This window comes from Picosynechococcus sp. PCC 8807 (genome assembly GCF_001693295.1).
In the GTDB taxonomy this organism is placed as follows: Bacteria; Cyanobacteriota; Cyanobacteriia; order Cyanobacteriales; family MRBY01; genus MRBY01.
Window position 1 is genome coordinate 589,069 of the sequence record NZ_CP016483.1, and the last position, 22,408, is coordinate 611,476.

Here is a 22,408-nt window from a genome sequence, read left to right on the forward strand (position 1 = left end):
TTAAATGTTGACCGTGAAATTTATTGTTCCCTGAGTTGGAAATCGTTTTCAGTGGGGTGAGGCAGGCCCAACGCCTCGGTACGGACATCGTTGATCAGCTGATCTAAGACCGGGAACGTGCGGGGATAACCACTTCCCAGCCCCAACAGTGATAGGAGACGAAACGTCTGGAGATCATCGGGACGCAACACCGTATCCACCGCTTCAAAATCCTCAATACGGTAAAGCAGTCGAGAGGCTAGGCGCTCACTACCGACGGGTTTGGCAAGTTCGGCAATCTGCTTCAACCATGCCTGGAGCGTCACCCCTTCGGCACGGCGGGAGGTCAGGAGATAGGTTTGGGAGTCTTCTGCATCGGCTTGTTTGAGGTTTAGATTCAGATTAAAGTCCGGCTGAAACCAAGCCTTGAGAATGAGCCAACGGGTATTATTGTCCGGGTTTTGGGCAATTTGTTGGTCGATGATTTCCATGGCTTGTTCGGGTTGGCGATCGCCTAAAATCAATGCCTGCACCATCGGTGAAAACTGACTGAGATGATCCCGGTGGGGAATCGGCAGACCGTGCCACCAGGCCAACCAAGCCATTCGTTCCTGGAGGGTGATGATGTAAGGATCTTGGGGATCAAGACGTTCAAGTAGATCCTGGTACAAAGCGAGGGACGCTTCGACGGCCTCCACCCGCACCGCCGCAAAGGGTTCTTGCTCCCATTGGCCGAGGGTCATGATATTGGGGTCGACTAAGCCCTGGAGCGCAAAGGCGGCGATCGCCTTTTCCTGTTGATCGGTCTGGAGGTAGATTTGACCAAGGAGAAAATAGGTAGGTTCTGCTTCCCGCGATAACAACTGGATTGCCCGTTCAAAGTATGGTTGCGCCAAGCTTGGGTCTAATTCCCGCAGCACAACCCCTGTATTAACGTTGGCATAGTAATCGTTGGGGATCAGGGAGTGGGCATCGAGGAAATATTCCGCCGCCAGTTCTGTGGTTTGTTGGTTGCTTTCTGGGTTATCCGTTGCCTGGCGCGTTCCCCACAGCCACAGGCCCAAGCGGAGGGGATAGTTCACATTCCAGCCATTGAGGGCATAGGCGCGGTTCACCGCGGTAAAGGCCGCTTCCGGTTGCCCATTGGCCCAGAGGGTCTGTCCCCGTGAAAAAAGATACATCCCAGCACTGTAGGGCACCGCAACTAACAAAGCCCCTAAAAAACCAGCGAGGCTCCCTAAGCTCCACAAACGACGTTCGGGAATGGGTAAGGGTTGGGGAGTGACTTCGTTTAAAATCTGATCTGCAACACTCAGCAGCAAAATAATGGTCAAAGTTAGGGTAAGGCTGATGGGGATATTTTCTAATTGATAATCGGTGAGGGTCGCCATGGCGTAGGCAAACCAACCGCCCCCCAAACCATAGAGCAACCGTTTGATTTTCGGGTTATCTGTGTGGTGATGGATACGATGACCGAGCCGAATTAGCTGCACCAAGAAAAAGGCGATCGCCACCCCACCGATTAAACCCAGTTCTCCCAGGAGTTGGATCGGATTGCTGTGGAGTTGTTGGATGTGGGCGGCGCCGGAGCCGACATTGATCGGACGGTAGAGGTTATATTCCCGGGACATATTCCCAGGGCCGACCCCCGTTAAAGGGCGATCTCGCAAAATATTTAAGCCCGCCTGCCACATAAATAAGCGGTCTTCGGTTTCCCCATCCACTTGGAACTGCACCGTTGGGAAGCCATCGTTGAGATTAATTTGAATCAGCCGCTGCACCCGGGGGTGTTGTAATCCCGCTGTCACCATGATCCCCAACAGAAATAGGGCAATGGTGCCGGAAATCAAGCGTTTTTTACCTTTTGTGCGGCCAATAACGAAGGCAATGGTGGCGATCGCCCACAAAAATAACCCCACAAAGCCCCCCCGGGAGGAGCAAGTGTAGAGGAGATAAAGCAGGGGAGTACTCAGCACCAAGAGCAGGCCCCGCAATTTTTCCCGTTGGGCGAGGGCAAAGCTCAAGATCATCGGCAACACAAGGCAGAAATAGGCCGCCATAAAGTTGTGATGGCCCAGGGGAATGGAGTTGCGTTCTAGCTCACCATTAGCCATCAACCAACCAATCAGGCTCACGAAACTGATCCCAAAACCCAGCCCCACAAGACCCCGCCATTGATTTTGCCAAGTCCAAGCACCCAGGCCGCCAAGGTTCCGGAGACCATAGAGGACAACGCCATACCCTGAGAGGGTGACGAGATTCAACAGGGCAACCCCTTTAAACGGCGCAAATACGGTGGATAGTCCACAGGCGATCGCCACCGCGAGAATGCCCCAATCCAAACCATAGCCTAGGGGACGAAAAGGCAGCTCAAATTTCCGGAGCATCACCAAGAGGGCAAGACCCAACAGTAAGAATCCCCCCTGCCAGAGTAAGATCCAAGGGAAGGCGGCCATGAGGTAATAACTCGGCGGCAAAAACATAAAAAAAATCAAGAGTGCCAAGCCCCCGCAGGCGAGCCAGCGTCCCGTTGTCATCTCAGCAAAAGTCTTCATCTATCCCCGTTAATTCGTCGATATTACGCAAAACATGAGTTCAAACTGATTGTGTTTTCCTCGGCACAACCCCCATCGCATTTTCTCATTGGTGCCCCTGGTTCTGGCAAATCTACCTTTGCCCAGTGGTTGCGCCAAAGTATGCCCCAGGCTTGCTTAATTTCTACCGATGGGATTCGGTCGCAATTGTACGGCGACCCAGGGATTCAAGGGGATTGGCCCACCATTGAGGCGATTGTGCTGTGGCGGCTACACCAGGCGATCGCCCAGGGAAAACCTGTCATTTATGATGCCACCAACTGCCATCAACCCTGGCGATTAGATTTTTTAGAAAAATGCCCGCCCATGAATTGGCTGGCTTGGTATTTAGCTTGTCCTTTAGGGATTTGCTTGGCCCGTAACCAAAGGCGATCGCGCCAGGTTCCCCCAGAAATTATCGAAAAAATGATTCATGATCTCGAAGCCGCGCCACCCCAGGCCCAGGAAGGCTTTCTGGAAATCATTACTCTCCCGGATTTGCAACCAGAAACCCTTAAGGCCCTGAAAAAACAGCAGCTTCAATATCTCGACGGCTAAGGGAATATTTAAACGAACGCTCAATGTCAGAACCATCGGCCCCCGCTTTGAGGTAGGACACCGCCAGCTCTTCGATTTCGAGGCGAATTTCTGCTTGCCAACCAGGGCGGCCGACTGTCCAACAGTGGAGATTTTGGGGATCTTGCTCGCAGCCCATCTCCCGGAGCCACTGCTCAATTTTGGGGAGGGGATGGTTGTAGAGGGGGCTATCAAGGGAAGGCATCGTGGACATGGTTTTGGTAGAGGGTGATTGGCTTGGCTCAAAAGGCCACAGTTCAGTCTACCAATTTCTTTTTGGTGACAACTGCACTGCAACCCTAAAAGAATCCCTCTAGATTTAGGTCTTGGCGGCTAATCCCTAGGGCGATCGCCAACAATACACAACCGACAAAAGTTAAACCCATAATAAAAAGCGCGAAAATTTCCCCCGCCGAGAGGGGCCGATCCGTCGGATCGAGATAGGCAGAATTTGAATAACCACGCTCTCCCTGCTCATTTTGTAAGGGCTGGATCACACTATAGCGAGAAAACCCAATCTGCAAATCGTAAAGCGATCGCCGCTCCGGACTGCTTAAAATGCCGTAGGCTTCATTGAGACGTTGAAACTTTGCCGTGGCTTCCGCTTCCGGCAAAACCGTCGTATCGGGGTGAAACTGCTTGCTAAGTTCCCGGTAACGTTGGCGGATTTCTAGCGGCGATGCCGTCGGTGATAGGCCCAAAAGACCATAATGACTCTGGGCAATGCGTGTTTTGACATCAAGGACTTTTTCGGTGGTGCGAGACCGTTGGGAAGAACGAGCCATCGTGAACAAACCCCAAAGACTTGCCCCATATTTTATCGTTCTCTCTCCCCAGAGGTAATGTGGTAGTCACAGACAAAAGGCGATCGCCATTTCGCCATTTTCCCTTGTCCCTTGCCTGTCCTTTGCCCTGTATTCTCCGACGCCCCATGGGATTCCAATCCATTGATCATCTCCTCAACCATCTGCTCGACCAACCCGCCTGGGCGCACCAAAAACGTTTTACAGCCGTTAATAAGCGTTGGCAAAAGATCCTGCCGAAAAAAAGCCTGGCTAACAGTCATCCCATTCGGATCATTGATGACGTTTTGTGGGTCGCCACCCCCAATCACACCTGGTCACAGCATCTGAATCTCCAGCGCCGCCGCCTGTTGGCCCAGCTCAATGCCCAACTAAACCCTCCCCTCAAGGATCTCCAGTTTTCTACCGTCCATTGGCACCGACGGCCTGCCTATTCCCCCCTGGCCGCCGACCCAAATCTCCCCCATCCGAGCCAGATCCCCCCTCGTCCAGACCAACCCCAGCGCCCGGATACTCGTCAAACAAATCAAGATCCCCTCGAAGCCGCGCGCCACTGGGCCGAAACCCAACAGCAACTCTTCGCTGGGTTACCTGCCTGTCCCCGTTGCCAAAGAGCGACGCCCCCTGGGGAACTACAACGGTGGCAGGTTTGTAGCTTTTGCATTGTGCAGGTTTGGCAGGAACAACAACCCTTAGGTTTGGGCCTTCCCCCCGAATCTTCGGCCCCGGACACTTCTACCGAGCCAGAAAATGCTCCCCCTGGGGATGATCCCTAACTTACTTTTTGCAGGGAATAAAGCAAAGCGCCGGAATCGCGACTGTTGAGCTGTGGGAATTCTGAAATGTTCAGTAAAAATATGGCGATCGCCAAGGTTTTTTGGACGTAATCACTGGCTTATTTTATTTTTCTGGGGAAATACAGAGAAAAAACATCTTGATTGTTAAATGATCCCCATAGTGAATTGGCTGCGTTTTTGCCATATCTTAGGGGGTTACAGGCACATATACCTATTTAAAATTACTGTTAAGAAGTTGAAACATCAAATATAAAAAAAAACAAACTTTAATTGTGCCTTGATCCGGGTTAATCAAGGGCAGGGATTAAGCTTCAGGGGATCTGGTGATCTGGGTAACAGTCACATAATGAAAACATAAATAAAATTTTTATGACATGGGGTTCCTAGGGGAGCGTTTATGAAACCGCAAAGTTGCTCAGTCTCCACTTGTAAGCATTGTCGTTGTTTTCAGGCTGAAGGGCGTCGTGGCGGCATCTGTAAACGCTTCGAAACGTTTGCGGCAGGGGACTGGACAAGCTGTCCCTTTGCACTCCCTATTTTTGAAGACAGTTGGGAACCCACAACGGATCTGGTATTGCTCGAAAAATCTTTTTCGTTGGAATGTGTGGCCCAAAAAGTACCAACGGCGATCGCCCCGCTGCCAACGACCTATTCTGAGATTCATCTCCAATAGTCGGGATTGGCTCTCTGGCCGACAAAGAAATGGCTTTAAAAACAAAAAATTGATGGCAAAAAACTTAGCATGGGCAACCATGCTTTTTTACTGGTGTTGTTCAGCGAAAAAATAACGGCGATCGCCCCCGTGGTGTAAAAATTAATTTTGGGAAATACTTTTATTTTTTTGTTGGTAAAACTTAATATTGCTTTAAGAAAAATTATCGGCAATTAGGGTATTTGCAGGGGATTTTTGTTGTTGCACGAAGAGCCGAGATCTCCTTTAAAAGGGAAAAAAATCAGCGCCAATTCACAAAAATCGCTAAAATAGGGCCAAGAGAAACAGGTATCAGGTGACACGATAACCGTTTCCCTCTGTACCCAGACTCATCTACTGTTTTTTTAATCTTCCGTGACTATGCTCCAAGACAGTCTCACCATCCGCTACTATCAACGCTTAACGGACGCCATGGTAGAACTGTGGCGCAGAGGCAACCGCTATGAAGATATTCGTCAATACATGGACGGTTATATTGCCTGTCTTCACCACACGGGAGCCCTTGAAGTGTATAAGATTCACCGCTTAGAAGAAGAGGTTTTTCGTTTTCTGCGGGATCCATCCAATTTTGAGATGGCCTACCCCCAAACCCAAACGGAAACAGATTTCTATTACTAAGGCTGCCGTCGGGGCAAGGGAATTTTTGTCCCTGGGGCGTTGTTTTTACCAGGGAGCATCGACAATGGAAGCAGATTGTAGGATCACGGCCTGACCGGCAAGGCGTTCAACCGTTGCTTCAAGGTGATCCTCCCCAACCACTTCACTCTGGAAATCCCGAAGACTTTCTAGGCCAGGATGCTCATCAAGCAGCTTTTCTCGTAATTCGTAGCCACTGACCCGAAAAAGCAAGGAAACCCTATCAAAGTTGGGATGCTTGGTAGGTATACTTTTGACACCAGAAACGGTGATGTAACGGCGGTGACCGGCACGTAGCGGGGGGAGCTCGGCAGCAAGCTTCTCCCCTCGTAGTAGGCGCTTATAGAGATCGGGGCTAAGCATAACCTGGGGATTTTTGGCCTATCTGAGACGGCCAGAATGTAGGGAAACAGCCTCTGATTTCACAGGTAAGTGACGCTGTTTCCCAAAGTTATTTTTCGTTTTCGAACAGGCGATCTCCTTAGGACGCGAGGGCGACCTCAAGCATCTCATGGAGTTCTTTTGAGTTGTAAAGCTCGATCATGATATCGGAACCACCAACAAATTCTCCATTGACATAGACCTGGGGAATCGTCGGCCAGTTGGAATATTCTTTAATGCCTTGGCGCACATCGTAGTCTTCTAGGACATCAAAGGTCTGGTACTCAACGCCGAGACTGTTAAAAATTTGCACAACGTTGTTAGAAAAGCCACATTGGGGCATTAGCTTACTGCCCTTCATGAACACAAAAATTTTGCTGCTGTTGACCAATTGATCAATTTTTTCGCGGGTTTCAGGGGTTAAAGACATCTATTTTTCCTCATAGTATGGGTTGACAAGGGTTCAGGAAAACATTGTTTCCCCGACCGTTTAAGTGGGTTGACCCACTTCTGCCCATTTCTCCGGGGTGAAAGTCCGCAGGGCTAAAGCATGGATCGCTTCTGAGGCTAAATCCTCCTTGAGGGCAGCATAGACCATTTGGTGTTGGCGTACCCGGGATTGACCTGCAAAGTCGGGGGAAACGACGATGGCCTCTAGGTGATCGCCGCCACCGGTGAGATCTTTCACGAACACTTGGGCTCCGGAAAGATGGGTTTCAATGGAGGTTTTGACTGCCGATAAGCTAACCATAGGTAATTAGTGTGAAATCAATCCTAAATGTAAGCAGGAATACTTAAGCCATTGTATCTTTAGTCTTCCGTCTCTGGATTTGCTGGGGTGAATGATTTAGGCGATCGCCAACTCTGCTTGAATTTTCTGCCAAGCCGCTTGGGGATCTGCGGCCTGGGTGATCGGTCGGCCAATGACGAGGTGGTTCGCCCCCTGTTGAAGCGCCGCCTGGGGAGTCATGACCCGCTGTTGATCCCCTGATTGAGCCCAGGTGGGCCGTACCCCTGGACAAACCAAGGTGAAATCTTGACCGCAACATTGCCGCAGCATCGCCACTTCCTGGGGGGAACACACCGCCCCATCTAATCCAGCGCCTTGGGCCAGGTTGGCCATGTGTTGGGCAAAGGCATCGAGGGGCAGATCCACTTGCAAATCGTCCCGCAACTGGTCTGGACTAATACTGGTGAGGACGGTAATCGCAATTAGTTTAGTCGGAGAATCTCCGAGGGCTTCTTTGGCAGCCGTTAAGGCGATCGCCCCGGCGGTACCGTGGATGGTCAGCAGATCGACCCCATAGGCCCGCGCCGAACGGCAGGCACCAGCAACGGTATTGGGAATATCGTGGAATTTGAGATCAAGAAAAATGCGTTTGCCCTGGTCTTTGAGGTAGCGCAAAATATCCGGCCCAGTGGCGACAAATAATTCTAGGCCCACTTTCCAAAAAGTGACCTCCGGTAAGTTCTCGACTAAGGCGATCGCCGCAGGGAGATCCGGCACATCCAGGGGCACAATCACAGTATCTTGCATCAGTTGTTGCTTGCGTAAATTTCATTAGAGACGGTCATGTTCAGCATAACGGTGTTTTGAGCTTTTTGAGCCAAGGCTCACCCATTGGCAAAATCCCACCGGGGACTAGGTTAAAATAAACCCCTTGCGGCGTAATATGCCCAATGACGAGTGGTTTTCCTTTACGCTCTTTTTCTGTACAAAATATTCCAATCCAGACGCCATGACAGAAACGCCTAATCCAGACACGAAACCAGCCACAGCCCCAGAGGAACAGGGTTCTAAGGCTCGCCAACTCCTCGGCATGAAAGGCGCCGCTGGGGGGGAAACCTCCATCTGGAAAATTCGCCTGCAATTAATGAAACCCATCACCTGGATTCCGCTGATCTGGGGGGTTGTTTGCGGGGCAGCATCCTCCGGTGGCTATGTGTGGGGAGTCGAAGATTTTCTCAAGGCCATGACCTGTATGTTGTTGTCAGGGCCTTTACTCACGGGCTATACCCAAACCCTTAATGATTTCTATGACCGGGAGATTGATGCGATCAATGAACCCTACCGTCCCATTCCTTCGGGGGCAATTTCTGTACCCCAGGTAGTGACGCAAATTCTCGTACTCCTGGGTTCTGGCATCGGTTTGAGCTATCTCCTTGATCTTTGGGCTGGCCATGATTTCCCCGTGATGTTGGTCTTAACGGTGGTGGGCTGCTTCATTGCTTATATCTACTCTGCGCCGCCGCTGAAGCTGAAACAAAATGGTTGGCTTGGGAACTATGCCTTGGGGGCGAGTTATATTGCGCTGCCTTGGTGGGCTGGCCATGCGTTGTTTGGGACGCTGACGCCGACGGTGATGGTGGTGACCTTGATCTATAGTTTTGCGGGTCTGGGGATCGCCGTTGTAAATGATTTCAAGAGCGTCGAAGGCGATCGCCAACTGGGTTTAAAATCTCTCCCGGTCATGTTTGGGGTCGGAACTGCAGCTTGGATTTGTGTGCTGATGATTGATATTTTTCAGGTGGGCATTGCGGGTTACCTGGTCAGTATCCACGAACAGTTATATGCCACGATTCTCTTGCTGCTTGTGATTCCCCAAATTACCTTCCAAGATATGTATTTCCTGCGGGATCCCCTGAAAAATGATGTGAAATACCAAGCCAGTGCCCAGCCTTTTCTAGTGTTGGGGATGCTGGTGGCAGGCCTTGCCATGGGTCATGCGGGGATTTCCTAAGCTTAATTTTCTCGGCTTCACCTGGCTCTTTTTTGCTTGAATTTTCGGCAATGCGGATCGGGTTCTTTCTCTCCGGGTCATTGAGGACGCGGAGAGATTTTTTTATGGTGCTGCCCAAGGGCAAAAATCTTTGCTATCTTGTTTGTAACAATTTGCAATATCTAATCTTTTTTTCAGGTTTTCTTTACCCTTTTATTACCATCCCGCTCGCCCTTTAAATCTGCGATCGCCAAAGATCGCCTTCGCCATGACTTCTACTTTGTCTGTTCCAAGTGCGGCTCAAGATTTGCAAGCGCTCGAAAAGGCTTGGCGCAGTCTAACGGCAACCAGTTGCCCCAATCAATACAACTTCCACATGCATTCGGTCTGTTCCGATGGTCAGCTCACCCCCAGAGAAATTGTTGACCAGGCGATCGCCATTGGCTTAAAAGGCTTTGCGATCACTGACCACCACACGCTCCAAGGTTACCAACAGGCCCAAGGCTACCTCGGCCGACAGCAGAACGAGACGACACGACCCTTGCCCCACCTCTGGACGGGCATCGAAATTAACGGCATCCTCCTTGACACCACGGTACATATCCTTGCCTATGGGTTTAACCCCGATCACAGTGCGATCGCCCCTTACTTTAACCGGGAAATTCCAGAGGGCGATCGCGCCGCCGCCGCAGTAATCATTGACGCGATCCATGCCGCTGGAGGGTTAGCTGTTCTGGCGCATCCCGCCCGTTATCGTCGTCCTGCCATGGAGTTAATCCCGGCAGCAGCATCCCTTAACATTGATGGTGTAGAAGCCTATTACGCCTACGACAACCCAAAACCCTGGGTGCCTAGCCAAAAACATACCCCGGTGGTGGCTGCCCTCGGCCATCAGCACAATCTATGGCTCACCTGCGGCACAGATACCCATGGTCGCAGCCTCCAGCAACGACTTTAGGGATCACTGCGAAACTTTGATCCCCGCATAGCAAAATTCTGGCCTAAAATAAACTTACCCAAGGAATATTTTCTTCCTTTGCCCCCATTAATCATGCCGCGACCCTTAAAACGAGATTAAGTGGGGTTAAAGCCTTTGTGGATTTTGTCCCTCAAGGCATTCATTGACGTGGTATTGTAGCCATCGTAACCGCTGAATTTCCTTACTCTTTTTCACCCACTAACTAGGAGTGCAACCTGTAGGATGACTGTCCCTCAAACTGTCTATGCCAACGATCTCCCCGACAAACCCAAGGAATACTGTGGTGTTTTCGGCATCTATGCCCCAACGGAAGAAGTGGCAAAACTGGCATATTTCGGACTCTTCGCGCTCCAACATCGGGGGCAAGAATCCGCAGGGATCGCGACCTTTGACGGTACGCAGATGCACGTGCACAAAGGTATGGGCCTTGTTTCCCAAGTCTTTAGCGAAGAAAAACTGCAGGAACTGCCTGGGGTTTGGGCTGTGGGCCACAACCGCTACTCCACAACTGGCTCTAGCCATAAGTGCAATGCCCAGCCTGCCCTTGAAGAAACTCGCCTGGGGACTTTGGCCCTCGCCCACAACGGCAACCTGGTAAACACCATTGAGCTGAAGGATAAGTTGTTGTCCCTTGCCGATGGTCTAGATTTTCAGACGACCACAGACTCAGAAATGATCGCTAAGGCGATCGCCATCTATGTCGATCAGGGAAAAGATTGGACCGAAGCGGCGATCGCAGCCTTTAATCTCTGCTCCGGTGCCTATAGCCTAGTCATCGGCACCCCGGACGGCATTATTGGTGCGCGGGATCCCCAGGGGGTTCGTCCCCTTGTTATTGGAACTCTCACCGAGGAAGATGGCAGCACCCGTTATGTCCTAGCCTCTGAAACCTGTGCCCTCGACATCATTGGTGCGGACTATCTGCGGGACGTCGAACCAGGCGAAATGGTCTGGATCACCGAATCTGGCCTAGCTGCCCAGCAGTGGTCTGAAAAACCAGACCGGAAGCTCTGCGTTTTCGAGATGATCTACTTTGCCCGGCCCGATAGCATTGTCCACGACGAAACCCTTTTTAGTTACCGTCTCCGCCTGGGGGCGCAATTGGCCAAAGAATCCAACATTGAAGCCGATCTCGTCATGGGGGTTCCTGACTCTGGCATTCCCGCCGCCATCGGTTTTTCCCGTGCCTCTGGGATTCCCTTTGGGGAAGGACTCATTAAAAACCGCTACGTAGGCCGTACCTTTATTCAACCGACCCAGCACATGCGGGAAGTGGGGATCCGCATGAAGCTCAACCCCCTAAAAGATGTCCTCCAAGGTAAACGAATTATCATCGTGGACGACTCCATTGTGCGCGGCACTACCAGCCGTAAAATTGTCCGGGCGCTCCGGCAAGCTGGGGCCGCCGAAGTCCATATGTGCATTTCTTCGCCCCCTGTGACCCATCCCTGTTTCTACGGCATCGACACCGACAGCCAAGATCAACTGATTGCCGCGACAAAGACCTTGGCTGAAATCGAAAAACAAATTGAAGTTGATTCCCTGACCTACCTTAGCAAAGAGGGCATGCTGGATGTCACCAACGAACGCACTTCTAGTTTCTGTACTGCCTGCTTCGATGGTCACTATCCCATTGAAATTCCGGACGCGATCAAGTCATCTAAGCTAATGTTAGAAAAAGCCACTGTCTAGCAAAGCCGTTCCCATGGATTGAGAGCGGTAAAGGAAGTATTAATGCCGACCTATCCCGGAATTTCTAGCGAAGCCTTTCGTCATCCCCTCGATCGCCAAGCAGAAGAAGCCCTCCGTAACCTGCCCGGTTTTAAGCTGTTGGCTAGTCGTTTTGTGGAATATATCTACGAACGACCCCAGCAGGTTTTTTTAATGGGCAACAATATCAAAGCAGGCCCCCGTCAGTATTCAACCCTGTACGGCATTTTTCGGGAATGTGTCCATGATTTGGATATTTCCCCAGAGCCGACCCTTTATGTCAACCAAAATCCGATGGTCAATAGCTATGCCCTCGGCCATGATCATCCTTACATTGTGGTGAATACGGGGTTAATGGATTTACTCGATGAAACAGAGTTACGGACGGTAATGGCCCATGAGTTGGGACACATTAAATGCGACCATACGATTTTGATCCAAATGGCAATGTGGGCCATGGGGGCAGCTTCTTTCCTGGGGGAAATTACCCTTGGCCTCGGTAATGTCATCACCACAGGGTTACTTTACGCTTTTTATGAATGGCGGCGGAAGGCAGAACTTTCGGCGGATCGGGCCGCTCTCCTGGTGATGGATGATCTCAACCCCATTTTGCATACCATGATGAAGCTCGCCGGCGGCAGTGCGAAATACGGCCACGAAATGAGTTTGACTGAGTTTACCCAACAGTCTCAGGATTACGATGAGCTTGATCAGGATCAATTGAACCAAATTTATAAGTTTTTAATCTACAACGGCGGTAATGGGACATTTCTAAGTCATCCTTTCCCGGTGGAGCGATTGAGCTTTATCAAAACCTGGGAAGCCTCTGAAGAATATCAACGGATTAAACAGGGTCATTATGCCCAAGCCGGTACTGGTTCAGTAGACGTGAATGCCGAAGATGAAAGTGATCTAGATAGTTTGCGTCGTCAAATTGAAGAACTTAAAGCAGAAATCAAAAAGGCCAAAGGAACCGAATAAATCCCGTGGGGGATAAAGGATTGGAGGGGGATGGCTAGGGCTGAGGTTAGAATTGCGATGTTGAGCGATGCCAGTAATGCATCTATTGCCCCCCTTAATGCAGGCTTGTAATTGCCCCAAAGTCCGTAACTTGCTGATGGGTCGGAGAAGCAGTTGTTCCGGGGCGGACGAGTTGCCATGCTTGGTATCCGGCTTGGATCGCCGCGTCTAATTCGGCAGGGACATCCGATAGAAACAGGATTGCCTCAGGCGGAAGTTGCACAGCCTGGGCGATCGCCTGATATGATTGCACATCTCGTTTTTGGCCGACCTTGAGATCAAAGAAGTAATCGAAGTAGCCCGTGAGGTCACCATAGTCAGAGTAGCCGAACAGGAGCTTTTGGGCCTTAACCGAGCCAGAGGAATAAATCCCCAACTGGATGCCCTCTTTTTGCCACTCTTTTAGTTTGGGCAATACATCTGGATAAACATGGCCCCGAAAATCGCCGTTTTTGTAACCCTCTTCCCACAAAAAACCTTGCATTGCTTTCAGGGGGGCAACTTTGCGGTCTTCTACTGACCATTGGTGTAATGTGGCGATCGCCCCAGTTTGATCGAGAGATGTTCCGGTTTCAGTGAGGGCTAAATCCTGCACCTGTTTGAGGATTGCCGCAATTTCTGGTTCCTCGGCCCGGCTGGCAATGCTTTGAATATTGTCCCGAAAATAAGGAAACAACACATCAAACACAAAACTCACAGAGGTGGTTGTGCCCTCGATGTCCATCAAGACAAACTGAATCATAGGGTGATGGCGCGGTATTGTTGTTCAACTTGGGAGCCAGTGTAGTGGGGCGTCCAGCCTGCGGTATCCGAGAAAATGCGAATGGCTTTCACATTGGGCACTGGCCCCGCATCAAACCAGTGCTTAGTGCCTTGGGGGACAGATATTAAATCGCCCGCTTCGCAACAAACATTAAACACGGCGGTACCGTCGAGGTTAAACCAAAATAAACCCTGACCAGCGACAAAAAAGCGCACTTCGTCTTCGGAGTGGGTATGTTCTGCGAGAAATTTTTCGCGGATCGCTTGGTAGTTTTCAATGCCACTGTGGATATTCACCACATCGGCGCTTTGGTAACCATTGGCCGCCATGAAAGGATCGAGCACATCGGCATAGGCGGCGAGAATGTCTGCTTGGGACGCCTCCTGGGTTAATTGGGCAGGCGTTTCCCATTGCTCAAACCAAATACCATGGCTTTTTAAAAAATCTTTGATCGTCGCGGGGTCGGTTAAGGTTTGTTTCGATTCGGTCTGATATAACGTCGTCATCGGGCAGCCAAGGGGGGCGTGATTTTCAATTGCTCAAGCTCGCATTCTAACATGAACTCCCAAACCTCTAGATGACGCTTGGCGATCGCCATGGTTTCTCCCCAGGCATAAAGGCCATGTTTTGCGATTAAAAAGCCGTAATTATTTAACTCCTCCTGTCGCTGGGCGAGTTGTTGACAAAAGGATTTCATGTCTTGGTCATTGGCGAAAATCGGTAAGGCGATCGCCGTTTCGTGGGTGGTTTGACCCGCAATGCCCTTAATTACCTCGTAGCCGCTAAAGGTAACAGCTTGTTTCGCCGCAAATATCCCAGACAACAACGTTGCCGCCACTGAATGGGTATGCAACACACAGGTAATTCCCGGAAAGTTTTGATAAATAAAGCAGTGAATTAAAGTTTCTGCCGAAGGCTTAATTCCTTCATCGGGGGGCAGCGGCAAACCCATTGTATCTACCGCAATAAAATCCTCCGGTTGAAATTGAGATTTATCAACGCCACTGCGGGAGACAAAAATAACTTGATCTTCGTCCAAAAATGAATAATTCGTCGAAGTGGCCGGTGATTTTCCCTGGGTATGGAGTTGCCGTATCACAGCACATAGCCTTTCTTTTTGGGTCTGGTTCTCTAAAGACATTTGGGCACAAATAAAGCAGAAAAAATAAAAGCAAATCTTAATATTTTACTGATTGATGTCATGGTTAGCGCGACATTTCTAGCGACAACTGGGACTTTATCTTTTTACGGGAAATTTTTAGCCAAAACACCATTGCAGATAAGTGTTTTTACTCAACTTTTAGTTGCTTTCTTTGTTAATTGATGTTGCAACTTTGACCATTCATTCTCATAAATCGTTTACAACCAGAACATGATGCTGACTACAATCAGTCATCTTTGGCTAAAAACAAAAATAAAAATTAAAAATCAATTATTGATAATGGATAACGAAATTAAAAAATACCGCATGGTTTGCACCCTAACCTTTGGCGATATCTATGGGCAAATTATTGTTTGGCTGATTGTCATCTTTCTGAGTCTTGCGACCACCCTCGCCCTTTGGAGTGCAACCCGGCAAGTTTATGCCCTGGCCACCGTTGCCCTTGTTGTTGTCTTATCTTTGCCCTTTCTCTTATTTGCCTTTGTGACAACGCTACTCAATCACATTGAATTCGTGCCCATGGGCGAATCCGAATCTTCTAAAACCTTCCCAAGCCGTCGTACGCCCCCTTCCTCTACTAATCCGGCAACGGCAAGCTAGGGATGAATTACGGAAGTGATGGCCCAGCCAGAGATAACAGTTAAATAGCCCCATGAAACAGGGGCGTTAGTGGTTGCACTAGAGAAATCTGGAAAAATTAAAATTAATTCTGAGGACTTTCTGGGGCCGCTTAATGGATTGACGGTGCAGAGTCTAGGGAGATCACCGGGGCGCTACTGAAGCGTTTACTTAGGCGTAATTGATTACCGGCGGCGTTCCAGTGAATTTGGTCGAAAATTTGATAGAGCAAACAGAGGCCACGACCACATTCATCTTCTTCAGGGGGGAGGAGATCATCATTTAATTGACAACATTGAGCCTGACGGTCAAAGCCTTGACCCTCATCGGTAATAATCCATGAGCATTGTTCTGCCCCCATGTAGAAATGAACAATGACTTTTTTGCTGGGATCTAGTCGATTACCATGTTTGGCCGCATTAATCAGTGCTTCCTGGAGACCGAGTTGAACTTCGTAGCGCCAGTCACTGGGGATACGGTCTAGGAGAAGGTCGAGAATCGGGACTAAGTAGAGGGTAGAGGCAAAACTGAGGGTCGTCCAATGGGATTTTAGCGGCGGCAATGAAATCGCGATCACAGTTAATGCTCCTTTGGGGATGTGCGCAGGGATGAATGGGGAAAACTGGGCTCAGTGGGGTAGCTTATGGCATAAACCCAAAAAGTAGTGGTCACAACATAGTTTGTTTGCCTGTAGGGAATCCCGAACGATCTTGTCGTGGTTTCTGCCTTGTATTATACAAAAAATTTTAGGTTTCCACGAAATTCAAGAGAACGGCGCATTCGACATGGGGCGTTTGGGGAAAGAAGTCGGCGGGCTGCACCCACTGGATTTGGTACTGTTGGGTGGCACAAAGGTGTTTGAGGTCGCGGGCGAGGGTTGCAGGATTACAACTGATATAAACAATTTGCTTGGGTTTGCTGTGAAGGAGAGCATCGAGCACTTGGCGATCGCAGCCTTTACGGGGAGGATCAAGGAGCACGATATCAGCGGTGACATCCAGACTAGGTAGAATTGACTCCACGGTGCCAGCGTGGAATTCCACATTATGGATATCGTTGTGGTGGGCATTTTCCCAGGCCTGTTGGATAGAGCTCGCTTGAACTTCGATGCCGATCGCCTGCTGAACTTTTTTCGCTAGGGGCAAGGTGAAGGTTCCCACACCACAATAAGCATCGACGAGGATTTCTTCGCCCGTAAAGGTGAGCTGTTGAGTAATTGCTGCGAGGAGGGCTTCGGCGGCGCTGGTATTCACTTGGAAAAAGGTTTCGGGCCGGAGCTTGAGGGTTAGCCCCGCAAAGATTTCTTCGAGGTAGGGACGGCCGGCGATCGCCTTTGTGGTGTCACCCCAGATGAGGTTGCCTTTTTTCGGGTTTTCATTCAAACAAACTCCCACGAGACCAGGATATTCTTCGAGCCAGGTTTCAGCTTGGGTTTCTAGGTTCACCAAATCAGCACTGGTTGAGATCAAAGTAAGGAGCATTTCCCCGGTGCGCTGGCCAATGCGGAGGGCGAGGTGGCGTAATTTGCCCTGGTGTTTGGTTTCGTTGTAGATCGACCAGCCTTGATTTTGGATGTCAATTTTGACATTTTCCAGGAGGGGATTGAGGCGTGAATCCTGTACTGGGCATTGATTGAGGTTGATCAGTTGGTGGCTTCCTTTGCGGTAATACCCGGCTTGCACATTGCCCATGCTGCTGGAACGACCCAGGGGATAGGTGGCCTTATTGCGATAACTCAATGGCCCGTCACCACTCAGGATCGGCTGAATCTCGAGATCCTGGAAACCACCGATGCGCTGGAGGGCCTGTTGAATTTCGTTGGTTTTGACCTGTTGTTGTAGAGAATCTTCTACCTGGAGCCACTGACAACCGCCGCATTTGTCCGCCACGATGCAGGGGGGACGCCGCCGCTCTGGGGCTGGTTCTAAAACTTTTTGCAGTTGACCGATGGCATATTGGCGCTTGAGACGGACGATCCGCACCTGGAGGCGATCGCCTGGCACCGTATCCGGCACAAACACAACTTGATCCCCATGGCGACCGACCCCAGCCCCCTGGCTATTAAGGTCATGGATGGAGAGTTCAATTAGATCGCCTTGGTGCATGGTGCTAAGTTCGCTTTCAAAGTGCCTTCACACTTTAGCCTTTCTTGTGGTCAATCTTGCAGTTTTTCCCTAGAGGGTCGAGAAATAAGCCTGGGCTTCGCTTGGGTTTGGCACCATGGTGCGATCGCCCACTTGCCAATCGACGGGACAAACTTCATTGTGATTAGTCTGGACGTGCTGAATTGCTTGGAGTACCCGCAGGGTTTCGTCAAGGCTGCGGCCAAAGGAAAAATTATTCACGGTGATGTGTTGGATCATTCCTTCCGGGTCGATGATAAAAAGTCCCCGGAGAGCGATCCCCGCTTCCGGTTCGAGGACGCCGTAAGCCGTGCTAATGGTTTTGTTTAAATCAGACACCAGGGGAAAGGCTAAATCGCCCACGCCACCCATTTTGCGGTCTGTTTGGATCCAGGCGAGGTGCGCAAATTCACTATCTACGGAAACGCCCAATACTTCTGTATTGAGTTTTTGAAATTCCCCGTGGCGATCGCTAAAGGCTCCTACTTCTGTTGGACAGACAAAAGTGAAATCGAGCGGGTAGAAAAATAACACCACATATTGCCCCTGATAGTCGGACAACTTAATGGTTTTGAACTCTTGATCAATGACGGCGGTAGCGGTAAAGTCCGGTGCCAATTGTCCCACTTGTGCGGCCATGGTTATCGTGTTCCAACGCAAAATCTTTTCCCAAGGTATCACACCGCTATTTTGCGTCCCGAAAACCAGTGAAAATGGATTACAAAACGCCCTGGGCCTTGAGGGTTTGCACCACTGACCAGACTTTGAAGAGTTTCCCCTGGAGGAGCGCCGCCACCCCGGCGATCGCCTGAATTTCTGGGACATCTCCTAGTTTGTCTAAAACTGGCGTAATGGCCAATTCTGCCTGCCTGGGTTCCCAACGGTACAGATGGACGAAAGCGATGTAGGCATTCACCCAGGGATCATCTGGGGTCAGTGTTTGCAGTTCGGTCAGGGTATTAATGGTGGCCTGGGATTCCTCCTGGAGGGCATGGGCGAGGGTTTTCGCCCAATACCAATCCCGCAGTTGGGGGCGGTTGGTTGCGTTGGCTGGCGTTTGTGTGAGGCGATAGGCAAGACTATCTTCTACTTGCTGTAAATAATCCTGCACCGGATCATATTGATTTAATCGCTCCACGTGGGCAAATAATGGCTCTAAACCCGTAATGCCTCCACCAAGTTGGGGCGCAATTTCCCGAAGTTGGGTCAACCAATCCAAGGTCACTAATTGCGTTGGCGTTAAGGCTTCGCCTGTGGCTGGCAAAATTTCTACAGTGACTGTCGGTTGGTTCAAGGGGCGGGCTTCCCCGGTGGCTGGATCGAGATACTGAGCCGCCAAAGTGTAACGGCCCGCTGGTAAATCTGCTGGCGGTAAGGTGGCGGTGCGTTCAATAATTTCGAGGCGATCGCCTTTATTTTCTGAATCTTCCCGTAGCATCCCGAAGGCCAACTGATGATCCTGGATCCAAAACTGTTCGCCGTTCGACCAAGTGAGTAACGCCATGCCCTTGGTTAAATCCTGCCGATTTCCCGACCAAGTGTAGGTAATCGGAAGAGGTTGGCCGGCGATCGCCTCTGGTGCGACGGCCACATTTTGTAATGCCACAGGACTTTGAGTGGTATCAGCAGCTTCGACAGAAACCAAAGGTTGGCGACGGTGATAGAGCTTTAGCTGATCTTGATCCGGCAGCGGCCAACTCCCCTGGAGCAGAAACTCAGGATCAGTATCTAAACTCGCCGCGAGGGCCAACTGATCCGCGTTGCGGTGAGGGTCCTCTCCTGTTTTCGTGAGGAACCAATCAAAGGACTCTTTGTCTTGAGCCAACTGTTCTGGAGTACTCCCTAAATTCCGCCCATACACCTGAAAATCCCGTAGAGCGCCATAGTAGTTGAGCGTGTGATTATTGGCGATCGCCACCCCAGGGATCACCCCCAAGTTACTTCTTAAATCTGGAGTTTCCTGAATAATTTCCTGGATAATTTCTGGGTGGGGATAGGTCTGCCGATCCGGATAATTAGGATTTGATACCAGTCCCGCAATGACTGGCAAAGGAAACAATTGGATCAGCCAAAAGATTGCAGCTAAACCCACGGTTCCCCAACGCACTGGTTGCCATTTACCGCGCCACTGGGTCAGGCCATACCCCAAGAAAACCGCCACAATTGGCAGATAGGGCATGATATAGCGGCCATCTTTGTTGTACATCGCTGATAGCAGCAAATAAGCACCACCAAAATAAATCCCTAACCAACACAAACTTTGCCGTTCAGGAAGTTGATATTTAGCGTTTTGGGTAGGAAAACGACGTAGTAAGTGCAACGCAATACCAACAAGGGGCACCAGCAACAGGATCCAGGCGATCGCCTGGGGTAAATCCAACCAATAGTAAACCCATGCCCCCAAGGTATTTAGAGGAGGATCTCCTTCCCTCGCTGCCGATGCGACGTTGGCGCGCTCATAGGTACTGAATAAGTAGATAAAATTTGTGCGATACCAAATTCCCCAGATCGGAAGGGAGAGCAGCAGACCGCAGAGAAGTTGTAGAACCCTTGCCCATTGCTTCTGCCAGAGTTGAGCGGCCAAGGAAAATCCTGTCGGCACAAACAAAAAAAAGAGAGCGGTTTGTTTTGTCATCAGGGCACACCCAGCACTGATCCCAAACCCTATTACCCAGAGCCATTGGGCGCGACGGGTTTGCGCAAAATACCAATAGGTTAAACAACAAAATGCCAATGGCGTGACAGCAGCAAGGGGAAAATCCGTCACATAGTAAAGTCGAGGAAACGTCAAGCGGGGCATTAAAAGGGCGATCGCCGCACTCCACAAACCCACCGAACGATTAAATAATCGCTGGCCAATGCCGTAAACCACCAGCATTAGAACACCGCTAAATACCAGATTCATCAGCAGAGCTTGATCATTTCCCGGCCCAAAAATGAGTTGAAATGGCGCTGCAATAAAATGAGTGAAGGGAGGAATCTTATTGGATAAGCGCCAAAAATCCTCCCAGCCGGGGAATTGGCGAAATGCGGCAACGTAGTTCAAACCCTCCGTGAGATAGTCGGCATGATCCCAAGAAGGCACACTTTGATCGAGCCATAACCACAGGCGATCGCCGAGATTAATCCCCAGCCACAACCCCAATAAAACTAACCCAGTCTTCCAAGGCGCTCTGGGTGATTTTGCGATCTGATCCTGCAATGTTAAAACTCCCCTGATGGATTTAGCCTAGCTGCAATGTATCGGAAAAAATCCCTCAAGGTAAAGCTTCTCGTTATCCTTGCCATAGACAAAAATAATTTCTCAAATCACCACACCTTGCTTGACCCTTGGGGCACTAGGATAAAATAATCCCTAAGCAAATCATCACCACCACAAACCCATGCCCTTTGATATTCCCGTTGAAACCTTCCTGATTGCCACCCTCTACCTCAGCCTCAGCGTGACCTACCTGCTCGTTTTGCCTGCTGGTCTCTATTTTTATCTCAATAACCGTTGGTATGTCGCCAGTTCCATCGAGCGACTTGTGATGTATTTCTTCGTTTTCTTTTTGTTCCCTGGGATGCTACTCCTAAGCCCTTTCCTGAATTTCCGCCCCCGTCGTCGCGAAGTCTAAGGCTTTGCCAAATGAATTCTCCCATCCTTGCCAACTTCTCCCCCTAAAACCATGCGACGCATTGATATCTTGGCCATCAGTTTCGGTATTTTCATCGTTGGTGGGCTACTCTATGGTGGCCTCAAAGTTGCGGGCCTCGAAAGTTTAGATGCGGGGATCTGGTCCCAGGCGTTGCTGGTAATTGTGGTGTTTGTCTGGGTGGGAACCTATCTGTTTCGAGTAGGAACCCGCAATATGACCTTTCATCAACAGCGGCGAGATTACGAAGAAGCAGCCCTGCAGCGGCGCTTAGATGAGATGAGCCCCGAAGAATTAGCCCAACTCCAGGCAGAACTTGAGGCAACGGAAGATCAAACTTCGCCAAAAAAGTAACGGCAATCTTTACCGAAGGGGGAGTTGGGGACGTACAATAACCCCTTGTGTGTTTTTATCGAACAAAATCATGACCTCTGTTTCTGAACGTTTCCGATCCCTCAAGCAGGCGGGCCAATGTGCGCTGATTCCCTTCATTACAGCGGGTGACCCAGATTTAGAAACGACAGAACAGGCCCTCAAAATTTTAGACGCAGCCGGGGCTGATTTTATTGAACTCGGCGTCCCCTATTCTGATCCCCTCGCCGATGGGCCAACGATCCAAGCGGCGGCAACTAGGGCATTGAGTCGGGGCGTCACCCTTGAGCAAGTTTTAGCGATCGTGCAACGAGTCCATGGGCAATTAACAGCACCGATTATTTTATTCACCTATTACAATCCGATTTTTTATCGGGGCATTGATGCTTTTATGGCCCAAGTGGCAGCGGCGGGAGTCAAAGGTTTGGTGATCCCGGATCTGCCCCTAGAGGAATCCCAGATGGTGCTGGATGCAGCAACAAGTCATGGTCTTGATTTGATTTTATTGGTGGCTCCCACCAGTCCCACGGCGCGAATCGAGGCGATCGCCAAAGCATCCCAAGGTTTCATTTACCTCGTGAGTGTGACGGGGGTCACGGGGGCGAGAACCTCTGTGGCTAGCCGTGTCGGGGAACTGTTGCCGAAGTTACGTCAAGTGACCGATAAACCCATCGGGGTTGGTTTCGGGGTTTCGGATCCAGCTCAAGCGAAACAACTAAAAGAATGGGGCGCGGATGGCGTCATCGTCGGCAGTGCGGTGGTCAAACGCCTCGCAACTGGAACGCCCGCCGAAGGTTTAGCGGCAGTAAAAGAATTTTGTGAGTCCCTCAAGGAGGCGATCGCCTAACG

At 50.3% G+C, this 22,408-nt stretch carries 26 protein-coding genes; 12 read left to right on the top strand and 14 right to left on the bottom strand.

Annotated features, from left to right (window positions below; translation table 11 throughout):
* Positions 1-20: 20 nt before the first annotated feature.
* The gene (locus AWQ24_RS02800; protein WP_083993480.1) at positions 21-2,534 is read right to left on the bottom strand and encodes an O-antigen ligase family protein; all 2,514 of its coding nucleotides are present in this window, start codon (positions 2,532-2,534) and stop codon (positions 21-23) included.
* A gap of 51 nt (positions 2,535-2,585) precedes the next feature.
* Between AWQ24_RS02800 and AWQ24_RS02805 the strand changes: the two genes are divergently transcribed.
* Entirely contained in the window at positions 2,586-3,110 is a 525-nt protein-coding gene (locus tag AWQ24_RS02805) for an AAA family ATPase (RefSeq protein WP_065715949.1), read from the top strand.
* Here the strand turns inward: AWQ24_RS02805 and AWQ24_RS02810 are convergent.
* The gene (locus tag AWQ24_RS02810; RefSeq protein ID WP_030005814.1) at positions 3,067-3,342 is read right to left on the bottom strand and encodes a DUF3143 domain-containing protein; all 276 of its coding nucleotides are present in this window, start codon (positions 3,340-3,342) and stop codon (positions 3,067-3,069) included. The genes AWQ24_RS02805 and AWQ24_RS02810 overlap by 44 nt on opposite strands.
* Positions 3,343-3,427: 85 nt before the next feature.
* Complete coding sequence (locus AWQ24_RS02815; protein ID WP_065715950.1) at positions 3,428-3,913, bottom strand: J domain-containing protein; 486 nt, start codon at positions 3,911-3,913, stop codon at positions 3,428-3,430.
* 59 nt (positions 3,914-3,972) lie between these two features.
* Between AWQ24_RS02815 and AWQ24_RS02820 the strand changes: the two genes are divergently transcribed.
* From AWQ24_RS02820 to AWQ24_RS02830, 3 genes are all read left to right on the top strand, one after another.
* Positions 3,973-4,707 carry a DciA family protein gene (locus AWQ24_RS02820; RefSeq protein WP_157096822.1) on the top strand — a complete coding sequence of 245 codons (735 nt, stop codon included), beginning with the start codon at positions 3,973-3,975 and terminating at the stop codon, positions 4,705-4,707.
* A gap of 418 nt (positions 4,708-5,125) precedes the next feature.
* Entirely contained in the window at positions 5,126-5,401 is a 276-nt protein-coding gene (locus AWQ24_RS02825) for a hypothetical protein (protein WP_065715952.1), read from the top strand.
* A 399-nt stretch (positions 5,402-5,800) separates the two neighbouring features.
* Positions 5,801-6,058 carry a DUF6761 family protein gene (locus tag AWQ24_RS02830; RefSeq protein ID WP_012306174.1) on the top strand — a complete coding sequence of 86 codons (258 nt, stop codon included), beginning with the start codon at positions 5,801-5,803 and terminating at the stop codon, positions 6,056-6,058.
* 45 nt (positions 6,059-6,103) lie between these two features.
* On the opposite strand, the gene AWQ24_RS02835 is transcribed toward AWQ24_RS02830, so the two are convergent.
* The 4 genes from AWQ24_RS02835 to pyrF all read right to left on the bottom strand — a co-directional run bounded on the left by AWQ24_RS02835 (position 6,104) and on the right by pyrF (position 7,994).
* Positions 6,104-6,439 (bottom strand): hypothetical protein, encoded by a 336-nt coding sequence (locus AWQ24_RS02835; RefSeq protein ID WP_065715953.1) that lies wholly within the window; start codon positions 6,437-6,439, stop codon positions 6,104-6,106.
* Positions 6,440-6,557: 118 nt separating this feature from the next.
* Complete coding sequence (gene grxD / locus AWQ24_RS02840; RefSeq protein ID WP_012306176.1) at positions 6,558-6,887, bottom strand: Grx4 family monothiol glutaredoxin; 330 nt, start codon at positions 6,885-6,887, stop codon at positions 6,558-6,560.
* 60 nt (positions 6,888-6,947) lie between these two features.
* Positions 6,948-7,208, bottom strand: a complete 261-nt coding sequence (locus tag AWQ24_RS02845; protein ID WP_012306177.1) for a BolA family protein — start codon at positions 7,206-7,208, stop codon at positions 6,948-6,950.
* A gap of 96 nt (positions 7,209-7,304) precedes the next feature.
* A complete protein-coding gene (gene pyrF, locus AWQ24_RS02850) occupies positions 7,305-7,994 on the bottom strand; it encodes an orotidine-5'-phosphate decarboxylase (RefSeq protein WP_065715954.1) in 690 nt (229 codons plus the stop codon).
* Positions 7,995-8,196: 202 nt separating this feature from the next.
* Between pyrF and chlG the strand changes: the two genes are divergently transcribed.
* The 4 genes from chlG (at position 8,197) to AWQ24_RS02870 (ending at position 12,847) form a co-directional block, all read left to right on the top strand.
* Positions 8,197-9,198, top strand: a complete 1,002-nt coding sequence (gene chlG, locus AWQ24_RS02855; protein WP_041443765.1) for a chlorophyll synthase ChlG — start codon at positions 8,197-8,199, stop codon at positions 9,196-9,198.
* A gap of 247 nt (positions 9,199-9,445) precedes the next feature.
* Positions 9,446-10,135 carry a PHP domain-containing protein gene (locus AWQ24_RS02860; RefSeq protein WP_065715955.1) on the top strand — a complete coding sequence of 230 codons (690 nt, stop codon included), beginning with the start codon at positions 9,446-9,448 and terminating at the stop codon, positions 10,133-10,135.
* Between the two features lie 243 nt (positions 10,136-10,378).
* A complete protein-coding gene (gene purF, locus AWQ24_RS02865; RefSeq protein ID WP_065715956.1) occupies positions 10,379-11,848 on the top strand; it encodes an amidophosphoribosyltransferase in 1,470 nt (489 codons plus the stop codon).
* 42 nt (positions 11,849-11,890) lie between these two features.
* Positions 11,891-12,847: a M48 family metallopeptidase gene (locus tag AWQ24_RS02870; RefSeq protein WP_012306182.1), complete on the top strand. Its 957-nt coding sequence runs from the start codon at positions 11,891-11,893 to the stop codon at positions 12,845-12,847.
* Between the two features lie 94 nt (positions 12,848-12,941).
* Here AWQ24_RS02870 and mtnC read toward each other — a convergent pair whose 3' ends face one another.
* From mtnC to AWQ24_RS02885, 3 genes are read right to left on the bottom strand one after another with little or no spacing between them, the layout of a single operon-like run.
* Complete coding sequence (gene mtnC, locus AWQ24_RS02875; protein ID WP_012306183.1) at positions 12,942-13,628, bottom strand: acireductone synthase; 687 nt, start codon at positions 13,626-13,628, stop codon at positions 12,942-12,944.
* The gene (locus tag AWQ24_RS02880) at positions 13,625-14,155 is read right to left on the bottom strand and encodes an acireductone dioxygenase (RefSeq protein WP_012306184.1); all 531 of its coding nucleotides are present in this window, start codon (positions 14,153-14,155) and stop codon (positions 13,625-13,627) included. Before AWQ24_RS02880 ends, mtnC begins: the two co-directional genes overlap by 4 nt.
* Entirely contained in the window at positions 14,152-14,790 is a 639-nt protein-coding gene (locus tag AWQ24_RS02885) for a methylthioribulose 1-phosphate dehydratase (RefSeq protein ID WP_012306185.1), read from the bottom strand. The genes AWQ24_RS02880 and AWQ24_RS02885 overlap by 4 nt, the downstream gene beginning before the upstream one ends.
* 300 nt (positions 14,791-15,090) lie before the next feature.
* On the opposite strand from AWQ24_RS02885, the gene AWQ24_RS02890 reads away from it, so the two are divergent.
* Entirely contained in the window at positions 15,091-15,411 is a 321-nt protein-coding gene (locus AWQ24_RS02890; RefSeq protein ID WP_012306186.1) for a hypothetical protein, read from the top strand.
* Positions 15,412-15,541: 130 nt separating this feature from the next.
* Here AWQ24_RS02890 and AWQ24_RS02895 read toward each other — a convergent pair whose 3' ends face one another.
* The 4 genes from AWQ24_RS02895 to AWQ24_RS02910 form a co-directional block, all read right to left on the bottom strand.
* On the bottom strand, positions 15,542-16,006 hold the full coding sequence (locus AWQ24_RS02895) for an ATP-binding protein (RefSeq protein ID WP_012306187.1): 465 nt from the start codon (positions 16,004-16,006) through the stop codon (positions 15,542-15,544).
* 169 nt (positions 16,007-16,175) lie between these two features.
* Positions 16,176-17,534: a 23S rRNA (uracil(1939)-C(5))-methyltransferase RlmD gene (gene rlmD, locus AWQ24_RS02900; RefSeq protein ID WP_065715957.1), complete on the bottom strand. Its 1,359-nt coding sequence runs from the start codon at positions 17,532-17,534 to the stop codon at positions 16,176-16,178.
* A gap of 69 nt (positions 17,535-17,603) precedes the next feature.
* A complete protein-coding gene (locus tag AWQ24_RS02905) occupies positions 17,604-18,191 on the bottom strand; it encodes a peroxiredoxin (RefSeq protein WP_065715958.1) in 588 nt (195 codons plus the stop codon).
* Between the two features lie 79 nt (positions 18,192-18,270).
* Entirely contained in the window at positions 18,271-20,754 is a 2,484-nt protein-coding gene (locus AWQ24_RS02910; RefSeq protein ID WP_083993481.1) for a glycosyltransferase family 39 protein, read from the bottom strand.
* Positions 20,755-20,935: 181 nt separating this feature from the next.
* Between AWQ24_RS02910 and ndhL the strand changes: the two genes are divergently transcribed.
* From ndhL to trpA, 3 genes are all read left to right on the top strand, one after another.
* Positions 20,936-21,169: an NAD(P)H-quinone oxidoreductase subunit L gene (gene ndhL, locus AWQ24_RS02915; RefSeq protein WP_065715959.1), complete on the top strand. Its 234-nt coding sequence runs from the start codon at positions 20,936-20,938 to the stop codon at positions 21,167-21,169.
* A 51-nt stretch (positions 21,170-21,220) separates the two neighbouring features.
* Positions 21,221-21,541 (top strand): DUF3007 family protein, encoded by a 321-nt coding sequence (locus tag AWQ24_RS02920; protein WP_030005830.1) that lies wholly within the window; start codon positions 21,221-21,223, stop codon positions 21,539-21,541.
* Between the two features lie 70 nt (positions 21,542-21,611).
* A complete protein-coding gene (gene trpA / locus AWQ24_RS02925) occupies positions 21,612-22,406 on the top strand; it encodes a tryptophan synthase subunit alpha (protein WP_065715960.1) in 795 nt (264 codons plus the stop codon).
* Positions 22,407-22,408 lie beyond the last annotated feature (2 nt).